Genomic DNA, 17,195 nt, shown 5'->3' on the forward strand with positions numbered 1-17,195 from the left:
GCGAAGGGCCGGTACTTGATACCGAGGGAGCCAGTCAGCTGGAGAGCACGGCGAACAGGAGGCGAAGGTCGCTCGGGGTCCTGGTTTGCAACGAGACGAACAGGCGGTTGATCATCCAGGCTCAAGATGGCTCCAGCCTCAAGCTCATCCTCTCTCCTCTGGAGCGGGCGAGGAGGCTCACCAAAGCGGAGGAGCACCGGTTCGAGCTGAAGCAATACGAACAGCAAGGCTACGTCTCGTTGGCGCCCGAACCGGACGAGACCTTGGTGCACTGCTCGAACCTGCTGGGGGTCGTGAGGTGGTGGTACCTCGCCTTCTTCCCTTTCGTGGGGTTGCTCGGCGGTCTGGACCAGCTCTACTGGGTCGTGGGTGGTGGCTTCCTGTTGGTCCTGGTGGGGCTCAACCTGTTGCTCCAGTGGCGCAAGACTCTGAACTCGTCGCTGCGCTCGGTCGCGAGCTGGGTGCGACAACAGGTCTCTCTGCTACTGGTCCTGGTCATCGGAGTGGTTCTGCCGAGCACCATGAGCCTGTTCTCCACGGAACTGTGGAGTCATCTCAAGCTGGCTCACCAGCAGGCGCTCCTGGGCGACCCGGCGCTGCATAGAGAGCTGGTCGGCCATCTGCTCCCCCTGCTTCTCATCGTGACGCTATCGCTGCTCCCCGTATTGCTTTTCTTCGCGTTCGATCGGCAGCATGTGGCGTCGCTGCGCCACATGTTCGTGAGTCAAATCTTCCGATTCGACTCGACGATCACCACCCGGCGGGACATCGAGAGCAAATACGGCCATCTGATGGATGATGCCTACGGCGCCGATGTGGGGAGCAACGCCGAGCGGCTATTGCCCACCAGGCGCTCGCCGCTGTTCGTTTCGACGCTGATGCTCACCATCGGTTGGACGCTGACCATCCTATGCGTGGATTCGCCCGCCGGAGGCCCGCGAGCCATGGCCGCCGTACTGACCCCTCCGCGGTCGATGCTGACCTTCGCCTTCCTCGGGGCGTACTTCTACGCCCTGCAGGCGGTTTTTCGCAGCTATGTCCGCAGGGATCTCCAGCCCAAGTCCTATAGCCACATCTCGATCCGCATCGTCACGGTCATGATCCTCGCCTGGGCACTCTCCGGGATGGCCCTGAACATGAAGGGAGCGAATCAGAACTGGCTGCGAGCCCTCGTCTTCTTGATCGGGATTGTTCCCGAGACCGGTCTGGTCCTCATCTATGACTTCGTCCACAAGCTGCGCCGCGGCCACAAGTGTAGAGCGACAGCAAAATTGACCCCCTCGCGACACTAAAACTGACCCCCTTCCAGAGCCCCTGGACTTGGGAGGTCAGTGCGATGGAAGAGACGGCGGAAGTTGTGGCACCCCGCGCGGCGGAGGTGCCGATGGTGGAGCAGGAAGTGGTGCGGCGCATCCGCGTGCTGGCGGAGGCGGGCTGGGGCCACAAGCGGATAGCGCGCGAGGTGGGCGTGGCGCGCAACACGGTGCGGCGCTACGTGCGCGCGGGCCGAGCGGCCGAGAAGCAGGTGAGGCCCAAGGCGAGGCGGCTCACCGAGGCCGAGCAGCAGCGAGCGGTGGAGTTGTGGACGGGAGCGGCGGAGGGCAACGCCGTGGTGGTCAAGGCGCTGCTGGCGCAGGAGGGCGTGGAGGCAGGCGTGCGCACCGTGCAGCGAGCGGTGGAGGAGAAGCGACGACAGGAGCACGCGGCACAGGTGGCCACGGTGCGCTTCGAGACGAAGCCAGGGCAGCAGATGCAGGTGGACTTCGGCGAGAAGAAGGTGCGGCTGGGAGGGCAGTGGGTGAAGGTGTTCCTGCTGGTGGCCGTGCTGAGCTTCTCGCGGCGGCTGTTCGTGCGCGCCTTCCTCAATCAGCGCGGAGACGACTGGAGAGAGGGAGTGGCGGCGGCGTTCGTGCACTTCGGAGGCGTGGTGCTGGAGGTGCTGGGGGACAACGCGCGGCCCCTGGTGGAGAAGCACGACAGACGGGCCGGCACGGTGCGCTTCCACCCGGGCTGGGTGGAGTTCTGCCGCGACTGGGACGTGACGCCCAAGGCGTGCGGGCCGTACCGCGCGCGCACCAAGGGCAAGACGGAGTCGGGCGTCAAGTACGTCAAGCGCAACGCGCTGGCGGGCCGGGAGTTCGACTCCTTCGGCGAGCTGGAGAGGCACCTGGCCGAGTGGATGGCAGAAGCGGACATGCGCGTGCACGGCACCACGCACGAGCGGCCCCTGGACAGGTTCGAGCGAGAGGAGAAGGCGGCGCTGCGAGCGCTGCCCGCGCGTGCGCTGCCGCGTCGTCAGCAGAGGCTCAAGCGCAAGGTGGCCAACGACGCGCTGGTGGACGTGGACACGGTGCGCTACAGCGTGCCGCACCGGCTGGTGCGCGAGAGCGTCGAGGTGCAGGTGGGAGACAGCGAGGTGCGCATCTTCCACGCCGGAGTGCTGGTGGCCACCCACGCGCGGGGCAAGGAGCCGCATGGCAGAGTCGTCGACGAGGCGCACTGGGAGGGCCTGTGGCGAGCGCGCGCCGTGCAGCCCGTGGAGGGCAGCGGCGGCAAGCTGAGCGCGCTCGGGCGCTCGCTGGAGGACTACGCGGCGGTGGTGGAGCAGGGCGCGCGGCGAGGTGCGGCATGAGCCACGAGCTGGTCCACGCGCGCGTGCGCGAGCACCTGGAGCGGCTGAGGCTGGGACACCTGGCCGAGAGGTTGGACGCGTTGCTGGCGGAGGCGGCACGCGGCGAGCCCACGTACCTGGACTTCCTCGACGCGCTGCTGAGCGAGGAGATGGGGGCCAAGCAGCGCAAGCGCGTGAGCATGGGGATAACAATCGCGCACTTCCCCGCGGTGAAGACGCTGGAGGACTTCGACTTCAAGGCGCAGCCCTCGGTGGACGCGAAGCTGGTGCGGGAGCTGGCCACGGGACGCTTCATCGCCCAGGCGCAGAATGTGCTGCTCTTCGGCCCACCGGGCGTGGGCAAGACGCACCTGGCGATTGGGCTGGGCCGCGCGGCGGTGGAGAGCGGACACTCGGTGCTCTTCACCAGCGCCACGGCACTGCTGGCGGCGCTGGCCAAGGCCGAAAGCGAGGGCGTGCTCAAGGACAAGCTCAACTACTTCGCCAAGCCCAAGCTGCTGGTGGTGGACGAGTTGGGCTACCTGCCCTTCGAGAAGCGCAGTGCCCACCTCTTCTTCCAACTGGTGGCGCGTCGCTACGAGAAGGGCAGCCTGCTTCTCACCACCAATCAGCTGGTGGGCCAGTGGGGCGGCGTCTTCGGCGATGACGTGCTGGCGGCGGCCATCCTCGACCGACTGTTGCACCACAGCCACACGCTGCTGATTCAAGGCGACAGCTACCGGCTGCGGCAGAAGCGCAAGGCCGGGCTGCTGGGCCGTGGCTCGCCGCAGACCCCTGACGCCGGAGCAGAACCCGGGCGCTGAGCCTCGGAAGCCGCCTCCGCGCGCCCTCGCTCGAGAAGCAGCGAGGGCGCGCTCCGGCGGACATCCGCAGTAGAACGACGGAGCATCTCGACGTAGAACAACGAGCCCGGGAGGGGGTCAGTTTTAGTGACGTAAGGGGGTCAAAAATTCCTGTCGCCTGACAACAAGATGAGGATGAACGAGAGCGCATCCCTGATCGACGAGCATGAGCCGCTCACGGAGTTGGAGGGGATCGACCTCTATGATCGGGCGCGGCTGATCGACGAGGGAGTGACGAACGTCGAGGCCCTCGCCCACCACGACATCATCGAGTTGACCCTGATGACGCGCATTCCAGTATCCAGGCTGCTGGACTGGTTGGATCAAGCCATCCTGCACCTTCGCATGGGAAAAGAGGAGCGAAGCGCCGTGCTTGAGCGACTGCGCCAGTATGGCATCCGAACGGCCACCGATCTCGTGAAGGCCTGCGAGGACGAGGATCGACGCGCTCGGCTCGAGTGCGTGTTCAATGTCACGCCGACTCCTCCGAGCACGAACCCCCAGATGTCACCCCGACTCGACATCCTCCTGCGGGCGCTCAAGGACGAGGAATGGCTCCAGAACCTCTTGCAGTGGCACGCCCCCCAGAAGCACAAGCCCCTTCACCTCCCCGAGAATGACCCTCGAGGTCGGAACGTCCCTCGGATGCGAATAGCGAGCGCTTCCCCTTGTTCGGCGGTCTCCGCCATATAGCTTCGGCCCATCATCCTGGCCGCAGGAGCCCGACCGTGGACGAGACCGATCCCTCCGCCTTGCCCTTTCCGACCAGCCTCTGCCACCGCTGCGCGGCACCGCCGAAGTACGTGCGGACGAAGACGTCCACCTTCATCCTCTGTCCCCTGCTTCCCAACAAGTACCCGCCCCAACCGGTGCTGCGCTGCGGGCTCTTCCGTCCCAAGCCCCCCGAGGGGAGCGAAGGGGCTCCGCCATGAGCCCCCTCGGCGTCACGGCTCCGGCGTCGGCGAAGAGGCGCTCGTGGCGGGCCTCAAGGTATGACCCACCACCCAGAACTCGCCCGCGGCGGTGCTCTTGAGCGATATCCGCCCGAGGTCATCCGTGGCGGGTGCGTCGGAGCGGAAGCCGAAGTTGTTGGCCAGCAGCACCTCCGCGCCCCCGGGCGGCCTGATCCAGATGCTGTAACACCTGGCGGGCAGATCGATCACCATCCGGACGTGGTAGGTGGCATTGGCCACGTAGGGCACGGAGGCGGAGGCGGAATAGCGCGTGGCGTTGTACGCATCGAAGAAGCCGGCGGGGTTCAGGCGCATGTGCACCGCCAGCTCGGTGCGACCCAGGACGAGGGTGGAGCTGTCCGCGTAGCCGATGACTCCATCCAGTGGGTAGGTCCGAGGTGTCACGTCGAACTCGGCCACCTGGACGCCGGTGTTACCGGAGCCCAGGCTTCGCGTGCCCAGGTAGAAACCGGGCTGGGACGGCCAGACGCCGCTCTCCACCTTGTGGCCCGACACCCGGTAATCATCGTCCGTGAAGCCGCTCCGGAGCACGAGCTTGCCGAGATCGTCGATGGGCGGAGCACCCGTCTGGAAGGCGAAGCGATCCGCCAGGAGGATTTCCGTGCCGCCCGGAGGCGTCACCCAGACGCTGTACTGCCCCGCCGCGAGGTCGGTCAGCATGCGGACGTGATAGGTGGACAGCGGCTCGTAGGGCACGGAGTTGGTGGCGGCGTAGGAGGCCCCGTTGCGCACGTCGAAGAACCCGCTCGCGTTCATGCGGATGAGCATGGACAGCTGGGAGAACGCGGTGACGGAGGTGGCGCTGTCCGCGTAGCCCAGGGTGGCGTCGAGCAACGTGTTGAGCGGCGTCACATCGAACTGGACCATCTGGACGCCGGTGTTGCCACTGCCCAGGTCATGCGTGGCCGCGGCGAAGCCCAGCTTCGAGTACCAGTCGGAGGCGGAGGGGGGCCGGGTCTGACGCTGGAAGCGGCGAATGGCCTCGAGGAAGTAGTAGTCCCCATAGATGAGGCTCACATCCACTTCCTGGTTGGCGGGTCGATTGCCCACGCCGTGTAGCAGGAGCCCGGGGCTCGCGTCCGTCGTGGACAGGTAGGCCGGGGAGCTGAGCGCATCGAGCATCCGCAGCGCCTCGTTCCAGTACCGTGTCTTCCGCTCCGCATCGGGCACGTAGTTGCTCAACTCCAGGAGCGCCGACGCGATGGCCGCGGCCGTGGAGGAGTCCTTCAGCGCTTCCGGCGTATCGAGATCCCAGAGGGGAACTCCATCCGGTGACAGCCGGCTCAGGTAGTAGTCCGTCACCCGCAGGGCCGCGTCCAGCATGCGGGGGTCGCGGGTGTAGCGGTAGACCATGGTGAAGCCATACACGGTCCAGGCGTGTCCACGGGCCCAGGTGGACTCGTTCGCGTACCCTTGATAGGTGCCCCGGAAGAGACGTGCCCCCGTGTTCGGATCGTAGTCCACCACATGGTAGGTGCTTCCGTTCGGGCGGACGATGTCCTCCAGGGTTCGCAGGGCATGCAGGAGCGCCATGTCCCGCCAGCCGCTCTGTCCTCCATTCCGGGCCCCCCACAGCAGCAGCTCCAGGTTCATCATCGTGTCGTTGACCATGGGCAGATGCCAGTCCGGGTTCCAATCGCAGCAACTGATGATGCCCACCTTGGGATTGAAGCGAGAGGCCAGTGAGCCGGCCGCCGTCAGCAGGACCTGCTTGTAATAGGGATCGGCCGTCAACCGGTATGCGAGGCCGTAGCTGGTCATGAGCTTGAAGCCCAGATCGTGCGTCTGTCGGTTGTACTGCTGGAGCTCGAGCGGACGGGTCCAGGTCTCCGCCCGGGTCTTCCAGTCGGTGGCGCGCGACTGGTCGTACATGAGCCAGAGTTCACCGGGGAAGAACCCCTGCGTCCAACCGATCATGTTGTTGGCGGGAACGAGCAGCCAGGTTCCATCGGGCCGGGAGCTCTTGGGGTATTGCCCCACCGGCGTTTGCGCCGCCGTGCGCGCCAGCTTGCTCCGAGCGACTTCGAGGACCCGCTCCGCCGCGGCGTTGTCGAAAGCGAGCGCGGGATGGGCCGCGAGGGCTCCCCAAGCACCCACCAGTAGAAGAATCCCGGCTCTCGCCGTCCTCCAGCCAACCATGCGTCCGCCCCCCGATATGTAGGATGAGCGAGCAACATGGGGCTCACGGCACGCGCCTCCATCGTTCTGGAGTCCGTCACCTTCAGAACGGGGGTTGACCTTGACGCAACGTCAAGCCGTACCGTGTTTCTCGTTCAAGCCGAACCGAGAGGAGAACCCGATGGAATGGTCCATCCAGGACATCGCCCGCCTGGCGGGAACGACGAGCCGCACCCTGCGTCACTACGACGACGTGGGCCTGCTCAAGCCGAGCCGCATCGGGAGCAACGGCTATCGCTACTACGATCAAGCGGCGCTCGTGCGCCTGCAACGCATCCTGCTGTTGAGGGAACTCGGCCTGGGGCTGCCCGCCATCGCCGAGGTGCTGGAGGGGCAGAAGGACACCGCCAAGGCATTGCAGACCCACCTGTCATGGCTGCGTCAGGAGCAACAACGGCTGGGGCGGCAAATCCAGTCGGTGGAAACGACGATTCGCAAGATGAAGGAAGGAGAACCACTCATGGCGGACGAGATTCTCGATGGTTTCGACAACAGCCAGTACGAGCAGGAAGTCGTCGAACGGTGGGGCCGCGAGGCCTACGACAAGAGCAACCGCGAGTGGGCCGCGCTGGGAAAGGAGCGGCAGCGCGAACTCATGGCGGAGCAGGACCGGGTCGCCCGGGCGCTCGCGGAGGCGAGCGTGCGCGGAGAGGACACCGCGAGTGACGAGGTCCAGGCGCTGGTGCGCCGGCACTACGCCTGGGTCTCGTTCTTCTGGGAACCCAACCGCGAGGCCTACATCAACCTGGGCGAGATGTACGTCGCGGATCCCCGCTTCACCGCCCACTACGATCAGCACGCGAAGGGGGCGGCTCGATTCATCCGGGACGCCATGCGCGTCTTCGCGGAGAAGAACCTTTCCTGAATCCACCCCCCGCCCTCCCGATTGAACGAGAGGGCGGGAGTGGGAACTCACTGCACCGCGAAGATCAGGTCGTCGTGGTCGGTGTAGTCGCCGGCGCCGCAGGCGACCTCACTGCCGTTGTAGCGGAAGCGGGCGCGCACGGCCTGCACGCTGCCCGTGGGCAGGGCGTAGGTAGCGGAGATGGTGGTCTGGCCCTTGGCGGGCGGGCTGTACGTGCCGATGAGCTTCCACGAGGGGCTGGTGACGCTCGCCGAGTAGTACAGGTCCAGCTTGTCCGTCGAGGTGGAGTAGGCGAACACCGTCGCCTCCACCGTCACCGTCTTGCCCGCGGCCAGGTTCGTGCCGTCCGCGGTGCTCACCTTGATGCGCTCGTTCGACTCATCCGTGAAGTAGGTGCCCTTGATGCCGTCCGCGCAGCTGGAGTTGATGGTGTTGGGCGCGCTCTTCTCGGGGCCCACGGTGGCGCGGCCGCTGAGCAACGTGCCCGAGTCACAGCCGGTGCCCACGGCGGCGCAGCGAGGCGCTTTGTACGTCGAGTCGTAGGTCGCGATGGTGGCCGAGCTGCCGCCACCGTCCGAGGGAGGCGTGATGCCGGTCGTCGCGCCCTTGGCCAGCTCGGCCAGGAAGGATGCACCGAGCTTGGCGAACTTGACTGAGTTGCTCGCGCTTCCCGCGGTGAACGACAGGGTATCGTTCGCGGTGTGGATCTTCGGGTTGTCCGTGGTCATCGTGGCCTCGAAGGGCATCGTGGCCGGGTAACCCGCCGCGTGCCACGAAGCGTGGTCCGAGCACCCATATCCACACGAGATGTCGATATAGGGATCCTTCAACTCCGGCTGATACGTGGTGATGAGGCTCTTGGTGAAGGCATTGAGCTGGGCGTTGGTGTTGTCCGACACGATGCCGAAGTGGTAGCTGGACCCCTTGTAGTTGGTCATGTCCAACTGCATCACGCCCACCACGTTCACGGCCGAGTTCTTGAACGAGTTGGCGATGGCCTTGGAGCCATACAGGCCCACTTCCTCGCCCGCGTAGGCCATGAACTTCACCGTGCGCGCCGGCTTGTAGCCCTTGGCGACGGCCACGCGGAAGATCTCCGTGACGGAGGCGACGCCCGAGGCGTCGTCATCCGCGCCGGGGGCGACACCGGTGGTGGGGTTACTCTGGTTGATGGAGTCCAGGTGGCCGCCGATCACCACCACCTCGTTGGGCAGCGTGGTGCCCTGGATGGTGGCGATAACGGAGGACTGCTTCCAGGAGTGGGTGAAGAACTCCACCTTGATGTCGGAGCGGCCAGCGGCCAGGGTGGTCCACTGGTTCTTGAGCCACGTGGACGCATCCGCGCCGTTCTGCACGTTGTAGTAGCGGTTGGTCCAGTTGGTGGACAGCGAGTTGATGGTATTGCGGATGTTGATCTCCTGGATCTCTCCGAGGAGCGCATTCACCGTCGCGCCGTTGTTGAGGGTGTAGCTGGCCAGCGTCGTGTTCACTGACCGGGGCGCGTTGGCGGCCTCGACGGCGGCCATCGCCTCCGCCTCGGAGTCATGGGCGATGAAGCCCGCGCAGCGGTTGAGCGCGGAGTGCATCGCGCCCGAGAGCTTCTCCACCTGCGACTCGCTCACGCGCAGCACCGCCACTCCACCCTTCTCGAACGTGGGCGTGGCCAGCGTCAGCCCCTGACCCTTGAGCGAGGTGCGTACCGGCGACAGGGCGTCCGTACCGATGGTGATCCATACCTCCTTCTCCTTCGCTGGAGCTTCCGCGTACGCGGACGTGGCACACGCGAGCCAAACGGCGATCGGACCGAACTTGCTCATTCCCATGCACTTCACCTCGGGTTTGCGACTTCCAGGGGACTGGATGGAACCGGACTTCTCGGTTCACGAGAGTGACGGAGTTATCCGCCAACACGTGAATCTACGACGTGTGGCGGCTTTCTGGAAAAACTCGGACTGTGAATTTCAGGACGAGGCGGGGGGAGGCCTTGATTGTTTGTAGGTCAATGATGGGGGGCGGCCTCCACCCCCCTTCGGCGTCCCTGCGGGGCAGAACGCTTTCCGCTACTGTCCCGCGCGCCTTGGCCCTCGCCATCTTCCTGTTCACCTACATCTTCATCGCGGGCATCCGCCTACCCTTCCCCCGTTTGGATCGTCCCGGAGGCGCGCTGGTGGGCGCCGTCCTCATGGTCCTCGCGGGGATCGTCACTCCCGCGGAGGTCTTCAACCACGGCGATGACTCCTCGCGTCACGCCGTGGACATGGACACGCTCGTGTTGCTGCTGGGGATGATGCTGCTCGCGGACTACCTGGCGCGCGCCTCCTTCTTCCGGGCGGCGGGCGCCTTCGCGCTCCAGAAGGCCCACACGCCCCGGTTGCTGCTGGTGGCCGTGGCGTGCACCAGCGCCTTCCTGTCCGCCTTCCTCGTCAACGACACCGTCTGTCTGATGCTCACCCCGCTGGTGCTGGTGGTCGTCGAGGAGGCGCGCCTGCCGCCCATTCCGTACCTGCTGGCCGTGTGCATGGCCTCCAACGCGGGCTCGGTGGCCACCTTCACCGGCAATCCGCAGAACATGCTCATCCAGGGCGCCTCCCAGCTGCCCTACGCGCAGTTCGCCGCTTACATGGCCCTGCCCGCCGTGGTCTCCACCGCCGTGGTGATCGCGGGGTTGCTCTTCGTCTTCCGGGGGCAGCTGACGCATGAGCGCTTCACCACCCACCCGGCGCCCGCCTCGGTGGATCGGCCGCTGCTGGGGCTCACGCTCGTGACGATCGTGGGCGTGGTGGCCGCCTTCTTCGCGGGACTGCCCATGAGCTGGAGCGCCCTGACGGGCGCCGCGGTGGTGATGACGCTGGCGCGGCGCGTCTACCCCCGGCAGGCGCTCGAGCGCGTGGACTATGTGCTGCTGCTCTTCTTCGCCAGCCTCTTCGTGGTCGTCTTCGGGGTGAACAAGGCGGGCTGGGCCGAGGACATCCACCAGCTCTTCTCGCCCTTCATGTCCGGGCCGCCCTGGCGCGAGACGCTGGGCTTCGCGGGGCTGACGCTCGTGGCCAGCAACCTCTTCAGCAACGTGCCCTTCGTCATGCTGGCGCGGCCCTGGGTGCCCACGCTGGCGGATCCCGTGCTCGGCTGGCACGTGCTGGCGCTCGGCTCCACGCTGGCGGGCAATCTCACCCTGGTGGGCAGCGTCGCCAACCTCATCGTCTTCGAGGCGGCGCGCGACAAGGTCTCGCTGAGCTTCATGGGCTACCTGCGCGTCGGCCTGCCCATCACGCTCATCAGCTTCGTGCTCGGGCTCGCGGTACTGCTCGCCGAACACGCGCTGTTCTGAGGGAGCGCCGCCCCGGGGTGGCTCAGGAATCCGGATCCGGCAGTTCTCCAGGGGCGGGCTCGGGCCGCTGCGGCAGCGGACGCTCCCTCCCTGGCGCGTCGGACTCCGGCCCGGCATCCGGCACCACCGGCACCGCCTCCTTGCGGTTGTCCGGTGTCATCTCCTGGGAGAACTCGGTGGACAGCTCGTCCAGCATCTCCGTCATCGCCAGGCGGAACAGCGAGGGATCCTTGCCCACCTTGAAGGGATCCAGGTGATCGGCGCCCTCCTCCACGCGATCCAACCGGAAGGGATGGCGCCAGATCTCGTTCTTGCTCTTGAGCCAGAACATGCGCGCATAACCCCGGATATACGCGCCCGCGCGCCCCTTCTTGCTGCGCATGCCGTAGTCCTCGATGACGAACTCCACCACCGCGTCCGCGCCCAGGGGGGCGAGCAGATCGTAGTCCGGAGCGTTCGCCGGCACCTCCTCCACCAGGAAGCTCTCCAGCACCGAGGCCACTCGCGCCGGATCCACCGTGTTCAGCCACGGCTGCTCGCGGGGAAGCTGCCGGAAGGTGGTGACCCGAAGGCGCTCGGAGACCTCGAAGCGCGTCACCGCCGAGGTCAGCTTCGTCTGCAGCCGGCGATCCGCCTCCTTCGGCTCGAGCTTCTTCAACTTCTCCCGGTAGGAGGAATCCTCCCGGAACACGAGGCTGTGGGGCCCCGCCTCCAGCTCGATGCGGGAAATGAAGGCGGGCCGCCGCACTTCATCCAGATCCATGCCCGACAGCCGCTGGGAGGCACACCCCGTGAGGAGAAACGCCACGAGGCCAAGGAATGCGTTTCGCGTCATTCCTTACCCATACACCGGATTCCCGCTTCTACCCTAAAGGACGGTGTGGAATGCGAGACAGGCCGAGGGATCCTCAGAAGAGGATCAGTTCCTCGGAGAACTCCGGGGAGGAGGACGAGGAGTCGGCCCCCAGCCGGGCCTCGTTGCTGCGTTGGCGGGCGTCGGTCAGCTCGGACACCAGGGCGAGGACCTGGGGATGGGTGAGGATGAGGAGATCGAAGTCCTCGCGAGGCAGGCGCAGGAGCGAGGTGTTCCGCGTGGCCGTCACCGTGGCGGTGGCCGGCGTTTTGTGCAGCAGTGACATCTCCCCGAACAACTCCCCCTCGCGCAGGGACGCCAGGGGCTGGCCCGCCTTGTTCACGGCCACCTCGCCGGACAGCACCACGTAGAGCCCGTCCACCGGCTGGCCCTCTCGGATGAGGAGGTCTCCCCGGCGCACGTCCCGGGCCCGGAAGCGCTCCACCAGCGCGCGCCGGTCCTTGCGGCCAAAGGGCCGGAAGAGCGCCGAGGTGTTCATCACCTCCGACAGGAGCCGCTGCCGGCAGAAGCGCCGCAGGGCCCGGGCCACCTGGGGGTAGAGGCGCGAGACGTCCGCGAGCACCGGGGCGGAGATCTCCAACACCTGGGTGTCCTCGGAAGCGCTCACCGCGGAGGCCGAGCGCGGCGCCCCGGACAACAACGCCATCTCCCCGAAGAAGGCCCCCTCGCCCAGCACCGCCAGCTCGCGAGGCCCGGACGCGGCCTCGCGCACGATGCGCACCCGGCCCGAGCAGATGACATAGAAGGCATTGCCCTGGCTGCCCTGTTCGAGGATGCGCGCGCCCTCGGGGTAATGGCGCAGCGGGCATCGCTCGAACAACGCGATGAAGGCATCGCGCGGCAGCTCCGAGAAGAGGGGGATCCGGGGCAGCGAGGAAGGTGGCGCGGCCTCTTCCCTCGAGGGCGGCTCCTCCTGATGAGAGGCCCAGGTCCGTGCCGCCAGCTCCACCGCGTGCAGCAGGGAGTCCGCCTCGAGGGCCGGCTCCGGGGACTCCGCGGAGGATGGGCCCGGAGGCGAGGCCGGCACCGGAGCGGGGCCCACCGAATAGAGGCTCGCGAGCATCCGCTGGACGCCCTGGTGAGAGGGCTCGAGCGCCAGCAACCGCTTGCCGGTGGCGATGGCGCGCGGCAGAAGGCCTTCCCGGGCGAAGCCCTCGGCGGCGGCCTCGTAGGCGGAGATGGCGCGTGCATGCTCGCCGGCCTGGGCCCAGGTGTCCCCCAGGCGCAGCCGCGACTGGAAATCCAGGGGCTCCAGCGCGCAGTACTCCTCGAACAGCTCGGCGGCCCGGTCGAAGCGGCCCTTCGCGAGGGCTTCGTGGGCCTTGTCCTTGAGCTGCCGTGGCTCCATGTCAGCGGGAGCCTTCCGCCGCGGTCGCCGTCTTCGACAGGGCCGTCTCGGCGGCCTCGCGCACCCGGCGGTAGTAATCGCCCTTGAGCGCATCCAGGGCCTCGGACGCATCGGCCGTCCGCGAACCCATGCGCGCGAGCGCCGCGGCGGCCGCGGCGCGGATCTCCGGCAGATCATGGTACAGGTCGCGCGCCACCACCTCGGACGCGGAGCCGTCGTTCGTCTCGCCGAGCGCGGTGAGCAGCTCGCGGCGGCCCAGGCTGTTGGGATCCTCGAGCGCCTTGACGAGCGTGGGGACGGCCTCCTTGGCCTTGAGCCGGCTGAGCATCGTGGCGGCCAGCACCGACTCCGGCCCGCCCTCGGCCACCACATCGCGCAGCACCGGCACCGCGGAGGCCGGCAGCGAGGTACGCGCGAGCGCGTCGAGCAGCACCAGCTTCTCCCCGCTGATCTGCGGCAGCAGTTGCACCAGGGCGGACTGACCGGCCTCGCCCTGCTCGGCGAGCGCCCGCGCCAGCTCCTTGAGCAGAGCCCGGTCGGTCTCGAACATGCCCGCGCTGGCCACGGACACGCCCTCGGGCCCCAGGCGCGCGAGTCCCACCAGGGCGGCCGTGCGCAGCGTCACGCTGGAGTCTCCGGCGAAGCCCTTGAGCACCTCCATCGCCTCGGGGGTCTTCAAGGAGCCGAGCGCGCGCAGCAGGCCCGCGAGCGATTCCAGGCGGGCGGGCTCCAGGTCATCGAACAGCTCGGAGGGGACGCGCGGCTGCACCACGGGGCGTCCGAGGTCGCGCGTCTTGGCCATGTGGAGCGCCTTGACGCGGGACATGAGACTGACGTGCCGCTCCTTCTTCTTGCGCAGCTGTGCATCCGCTTCATCGGCCGGCGGCGCGTTGGGATCGAACCCGGCCCCGTACTTCTCCGGGAGCGCCTGGGGGATCCAGTCCTGACGCAGGGCCTGCACGGCCGCGAGTTCCTGGGCGAAGGCCTTCTGGATCACGGGCGTGGCGGAGGGATCTCCAATGGCCGCGATGGCATCCACGGCGAGGGTGCGCAGGGCCCCGTCGGCCTGGGTGACGAAGGGCAACACCTTGGGCAGCAGCTCCTTGGCGGAAGGGCCAAGTCCCACGATCGCCTGGAGTCCACCCGCGGCGGAGGTGGGCCGGGAGAGACGCTCGGCGATGGGCTCGATCGGACAGCCCCCGCGCTCACGCATGGCACGGGCCGCGCGGATGGCATCCGGGACCACGGCGTCGAGCGCGACGGCGCACAGGGCCGCATCGGTGGGAGGCTGGCGGGGCAGCTCGAGCAGGGCGTCGATGGCCAGGGGGCTCACGGCGCTCTTCTCCACCGCCACGGCTTGCAGCCTCGGGGTGGCCTGGGGCTCCTGGAGCCGCACGAGCGCGGTGATGGCGGACTCGCGCAGCTCGGAGAAGCTCTCATCCAGCAGGGGCAGGATGGCGGCGGTGGCGCGCTTGTCGCCCAGCTCTCCCAGGCCCCGCACGGCGGCGGCGGCGAGGACGACCTGGCTGTCGCGCACCAGCGGCATCAACCGATTGAAGGCCTCGTTCCGGCCGCTCTTGCCCAGTTCCTCGGCGGCGCCCACGCGCTCGGGCAGCGACCCCTCTCCGAGCGTGAGCAGGTTGCGATTCCAGATGGCCTTGGACTCGGCGGCGACGACCTCGGCCATGGCCCCGGGCACGTTGGCCTGCTTGAGCGCCTGGACGATGACTTGCCGCGTCTGCCGGCCCCGGCGGCCGTACTGCAGGGTGAGGTAGGCCTTGGCCTTGTCGTTCTTGACCTGCGCCAGGGCCATGGCCGCCTTGCCCTGGACATCCACGTCGGAGTCCTCGAGCAATTCACCGAGCAGATCCACCACGCGGGGATCCTGACTCTTGCCGAGCGCGGCGGCGGCCTCACCCCGGACGATGGAGGCCATGTCCTTGGCCGCGCGCGTGAAGAGGGGCAGGTCGTCGGAGCGGGACTCCTCGGCCAGCTTCTTCACGGCGAGCGCCCTCACCTCGGGGCGAGGGTTCTGCAGGTCCGCCAGGAGCTGGTCCCGGTTGCCACTGCAACCGGCGATGCCAAGGAGGGCCAGGACAACGAAGAAGGTGCGCGCGCCGGTTCGCATCGTGCTCCAGGGAAGACGGGAGACTCCGATGGTGGCTTATATCAGCGGCGCGCGCGACCACCCAAGGCTCAGCGTCCCTTGCGCGGGCCTCCTCGGCCCTTGGGAGCGCCCGCTCCGCCGCGAGGTGCCCACTCACGGCGCTCCGTGCGCGGACTCGGGGTGGACACCCGACGCTCGGCGCTGGGACCCGCGCCGAAGGAAGGGCTCTCGGACTTGGCGCTTCGCTCGCCACGGTCCGCACCAAAGGACTTGCGAGCCGGACGCTCCGCCCGCTCCCCACCGAAGGACTTGCGAGCCGGACGCTCCGCCCGCTCCCCACCGAAGGACTTGCGAGCCGGACGCTCGTCACGGCCCGCCCCAAAGGGCTTGCGAGCAGGGCGCTCGTCACGGTCCGCTCCGAAAGTCTTCCGGGCAGGACGCTCGTCACGGTCCGCTCCGAAGGTCTTCCGGGCAGGACGCTCGTCACGACCCGCCCCAAAGGGCTTGCGGGCAGGACGCTCGTCACGGTCCGCTCCGAAGGGCTTGCGAGCGGGACGCTCGTCACGGTCCGCTCCGAAAGTCTTCCGGGCCGGGCGCTCCGAACGATCCGCCCCAAAGGACTTGCGAGCAGGACGCTCGTCACGACCCGCCCCAAAGGGCTTGCGAGCAGGACGCTCGTCACGGTCCGCTCCGAAAGTCTTCCGGGCCGGGCGCTCGTCACGACCCGCCCCAAAGGGCTTGCGAGCAGGACGCTCGTCACGACCCGCCCCAAAGGGCTTGCGGGCAGGACGCTCGTCACGGTCCGCTCCGAAAGTCTTCCGGGCCGGGCGCTCCGAACGGTCCGCACCGAAGGACTTACGCGCCGGACGCTCGTCACGGTCCGCTCCGAAAGTCTTCCGGGCCGGGCGCTCCGAACGATCCGCCCCGAAAGTCTTGCGAACGGGGCGGGCAGCCCGCTCCGTCACGGCCTCGCTCTCCTCAACGGTCTCGACTTCGTTCTGGTCGTCCTCGCGAGGCGTCCAGGTGTTGCGCTCGGCACGACCGCCCGTCGCGCTGCGGAACGCGGGCCGGGCGCCTCCTGCCCCCCGGGGACCCGCCTCGCCGCGGCGCTCGGGCCGACCGGCGGCGCTCCGCACCGGACGCTCCGGCTTGCCCGAGGAACGATCCGGCGAGGCACCCCGAGCGGGCTTGCGCGCCGCGCGGGACGGAGCGAGCGCCGGCACCTGCTCGGTCTCGATGTCATCGTCATCATCCGACTCGAAGCCCGGCACCGACCGCCCATGCCGCCGGGGCGGCAGCTTGAGCTCGCGCTCCGTGGGCGAGGTCTTTCCATCCGCCACGTCTTGCAGCAGGCGCACCTGGTTGTCGCTGAGCGGCCGCAGTTCGCCCGGGCGCATCCCGTCGACGGAGACACCGCCGTAGGACGGCCGGTACAGGCGCACCACGGGGCTGCCCACCGCGGCGCACAGGCGCTTGATGAGGTGCGGGCGGCCCTCGGCCACCACGATCGTCAGCCAGGTGTTGCGCTCGGCCCGCTCGAACACCTCCACGGACACGGGCGTGGCCATGCCGTCCTCCAGCCGCACGCCGCCGCGCATCTTGTCCAGCGTGGCCGCGTCCGGCGTGCCCTTCACCTTCGCCAGGTACGTGCGCGGCACCTGGAAGCTCGGGTGCGTCAGCTTGTGCGCCAGCGCCCCGTCATCCGTGACGAGCAGCGCGCCCTCGGCGTCATAGTCCAGCCGGCCCACGGGGAACAGCCGCTTGCCCGTCTCCTCCAGGTAGTTGGCCACCGTGGGCCGCCCCTGGGGATCCGACAGCGTCGTCACCACGCCCACCGGCTTGTAGAGCAGGTAGTACGAGGACTGCTCCGGCGGCGTGACGAGCGAGCCATCCACGCTCACCAGGTCGCCCGGCTCCACCTTGGAGCCCAGCTCCGTCACCTTCTCGTTGTTGACCGTCACGCGGCCACTGGTGATGAGCTCCTCGGCGTGCCGACGCGAGGCCACTCCCGCGCGGGCCAGGTACTTCTGCAAACGTTCTGCCATGT

General features: G+C 68.0%; 13 protein-coding genes. 7 read left to right on the forward strand and 6 right to left on the reverse strand.

Features of this window, described 5'->3' with window-relative positions; translation table 11 throughout:
• Nucleotides 1-107: 107 nt before the first annotated feature.
• From MEBOL_RS37530 to MEBOL_RS37550, 5 genes are all read left to right on the forward strand, one after another.
• Complete coding sequence (locus MEBOL_RS37530; RefSeq protein ID WP_170115672.1) at nucleotides 108-1,292, forward strand: hypothetical protein; 1,185 nt, start codon at nucleotides 108-110, stop codon at nucleotides 1,290-1,292.
• 92 nt (nucleotides 1,293-1,384) lie between these two features.
• The gene (istA, locus tag MEBOL_RS37535) at nucleotides 1,385-2,632 is read left to right on the forward strand and encodes an IS21 family transposase (protein ID WP_095983250.1); all 1,248 of its coding nucleotides are present in this window, start codon (nucleotides 1,385-1,387) and stop codon (nucleotides 2,630-2,632) included.
• Nucleotides 2,629-3,435 (forward strand): IS21-like element helper ATPase IstB, encoded by an 807-nt coding sequence (gene istB / locus MEBOL_RS37540; RefSeq protein WP_095981559.1) that lies wholly within the window; start codon nucleotides 2,629-2,631, stop codon nucleotides 3,433-3,435. The genes istA and istB overlap by 4 nt, the downstream gene beginning before the upstream one ends.
• Before the next feature lie 174 nt (nucleotides 3,436-3,609).
• The gene (locus MEBOL_RS37545; protein ID WP_095981905.1) at nucleotides 3,610-4,167 is read left to right on the forward strand and encodes a hypothetical protein; all 558 of its coding nucleotides are present in this window, start codon (nucleotides 3,610-3,612) and stop codon (nucleotides 4,165-4,167) included.
• A gap of 35 nt (nucleotides 4,168-4,202) precedes the next feature.
• Nucleotides 4,203-4,406, forward strand: coding sequence for a hypothetical protein (locus tag MEBOL_RS37550; protein ID WP_095981906.1), 204 nt, complete (start codon nucleotides 4,203-4,205; stop codon nucleotides 4,404-4,406).
• A gap of 12 nt (nucleotides 4,407-4,418) precedes the next feature.
• Here MEBOL_RS37550 and MEBOL_RS37555 read toward each other — a convergent pair whose 3' ends face one another.
• A complete protein-coding gene (locus MEBOL_RS37555; protein ID WP_245919213.1) occupies nucleotides 4,419-6,545 on the reverse strand; it encodes a glycoside hydrolase family 88 protein in 2,127 nt (708 codons plus the stop codon).
• Between the two features lie 202 nt (nucleotides 6,546-6,747).
• Here MEBOL_RS37555 and MEBOL_RS37560 point away from each other — a divergent pair, with 202 nt between their 5' ends.
• Nucleotides 6,748-7,491 carry a MerR family transcriptional regulator gene (locus MEBOL_RS37560; RefSeq protein WP_095981908.1) on the forward strand — a complete coding sequence of 248 codons (744 nt, stop codon included), beginning with the start codon at nucleotides 6,748-6,750 and terminating at the stop codon, nucleotides 7,489-7,491.
• A gap of 47 nt (nucleotides 7,492-7,538) precedes the next feature.
• On the opposite strand, the gene MEBOL_RS37565 is transcribed toward MEBOL_RS37560, so the two are convergent.
• On the reverse strand, nucleotides 7,539-9,308 hold the full coding sequence (locus MEBOL_RS37565; RefSeq protein ID WP_342747706.1) for a M20/M25/M40 family metallo-hydrolase: 1,770 nt from the start codon (nucleotides 9,306-9,308) through the stop codon (nucleotides 7,539-7,541).
• Nucleotides 9,309-9,568: 260 nt separating this feature from the next.
• Between MEBOL_RS37565 and MEBOL_RS37570 the strand changes: the two genes are divergently transcribed.
• Nucleotides 9,569-10,819 carry an ArsB/NhaD family transporter gene (locus tag MEBOL_RS37570; protein WP_095981910.1) on the forward strand — a complete coding sequence of 417 codons (1,251 nt, stop codon included), beginning with the start codon at nucleotides 9,569-9,571 and terminating at the stop codon, nucleotides 10,817-10,819.
• A gap of 22 nt (nucleotides 10,820-10,841) precedes the next feature.
• Here MEBOL_RS37570 and MEBOL_RS37575 read toward each other — a convergent pair whose 3' ends face one another.
• The 4 genes from MEBOL_RS37575 to MEBOL_RS37590 form a co-directional block, all read right to left on the reverse strand.
• Nucleotides 10,842-11,654, reverse strand: coding sequence for a hypothetical protein (locus MEBOL_RS37575; RefSeq protein WP_179956355.1), 813 nt, complete (start codon nucleotides 11,652-11,654; stop codon nucleotides 10,842-10,844).
• A gap of 73 nt (nucleotides 11,655-11,727) precedes the next feature.
• The gene (locus tag MEBOL_RS37580) at nucleotides 11,728-13,041 is read right to left on the reverse strand and encodes a cyclic nucleotide-binding domain-containing protein (RefSeq protein ID WP_095981911.1); all 1,314 of its coding nucleotides are present in this window, start codon (nucleotides 13,039-13,041) and stop codon (nucleotides 11,728-11,730) included.
• A 1-nt stretch (nucleotide 13,042) separates the two neighbouring features.
• On the reverse strand, nucleotides 13,043-15,169 hold the full coding sequence (locus MEBOL_RS37585; RefSeq protein ID WP_095981912.1) for a HEAT repeat domain-containing protein: 2,127 nt from the start codon (nucleotides 15,167-15,169) through the stop codon (nucleotides 13,043-13,045).
• A 68-nt stretch (nucleotides 15,170-15,237) separates the two neighbouring features.
• Nucleotides 15,238-17,193: a pseudouridine synthase gene (locus MEBOL_RS37590; protein ID WP_095981913.1), complete on the reverse strand. Its 1,956-nt coding sequence runs from the start codon at nucleotides 17,191-17,193 to the stop codon at nucleotides 15,238-15,240.
• Between the last annotated feature and the right edge of the window lie 2 nt (nucleotides 17,194-17,195).

It is taken from the genome of Melittangium boletus DSM 14713 (assembly GCF_002305855.1).
GTDB lineage: Bacteria > Myxococcota > Myxococcia > Myxococcales > Myxococcaceae > Cystobacter > Cystobacter boletus.

Excerpts from the sequence above, each read along its gene's own strand:
- istA (WP_095983250.1), top strand. The coding sequence starts at position 1,385 with ATGGTGGAGCAGGAAGTGGTGCGGCGCATCCGCGTGCTGGCGGAGGCG.
- MEBOL_RS37585 (WP_095981912.1), bottom strand. The coding sequence starts at position 15,169 with ATGCGAACCGGCGCGCGCACCTTCTTCGTTGTCCTGGCCCTCCTTGGC.
- MEBOL_RS37580 (WP_095981911.1), bottom strand. The coding sequence starts at position 13,041 with ATGGAGCCACGGCAGCTCAAGGACAAGGCCCACGAAGCCCTCGCGAAG.
- MEBOL_RS37575 (WP_179956355.1), bottom strand. The coding sequence starts at position 11,654 with ATGACGCGAAACGCATTCCTTGGCCTCGTGGCGTTTCTCCTCACGGGG.
- MEBOL_RS37560 (WP_095981908.1), top strand. The coding sequence starts at position 6,748 with ATGGAATGGTCCATCCAGGACATCGCCCGCCTGGCGGGAACGACGAGC.
- istB (WP_095981559.1), top strand. The coding sequence starts at position 2,629 with ATGAGCCACGAGCTGGTCCACGCGCGCGTGCGCGAGCACCTGGAGCGG.
- MEBOL_RS37565 (WP_342747706.1), bottom strand. The coding sequence starts at position 9,308 with ATGAGCAAGTTCGGTCCGATCGCCGTTTGGCTCGCGTGTGCCACGTCC.
- MEBOL_RS37590 (WP_095981913.1), bottom strand. The coding sequence starts at position 17,193 with ATGGCAGAACGTTTGCAGAAGTACCTGGCCCGCGCGGGAGTGGCCTCG.
- MEBOL_RS37545 (WP_095981905.1), top strand. The coding sequence starts at position 3,610 with ATGAACGAGAGCGCATCCCTGATCGACGAGCATGAGCCGCTCACGGAG.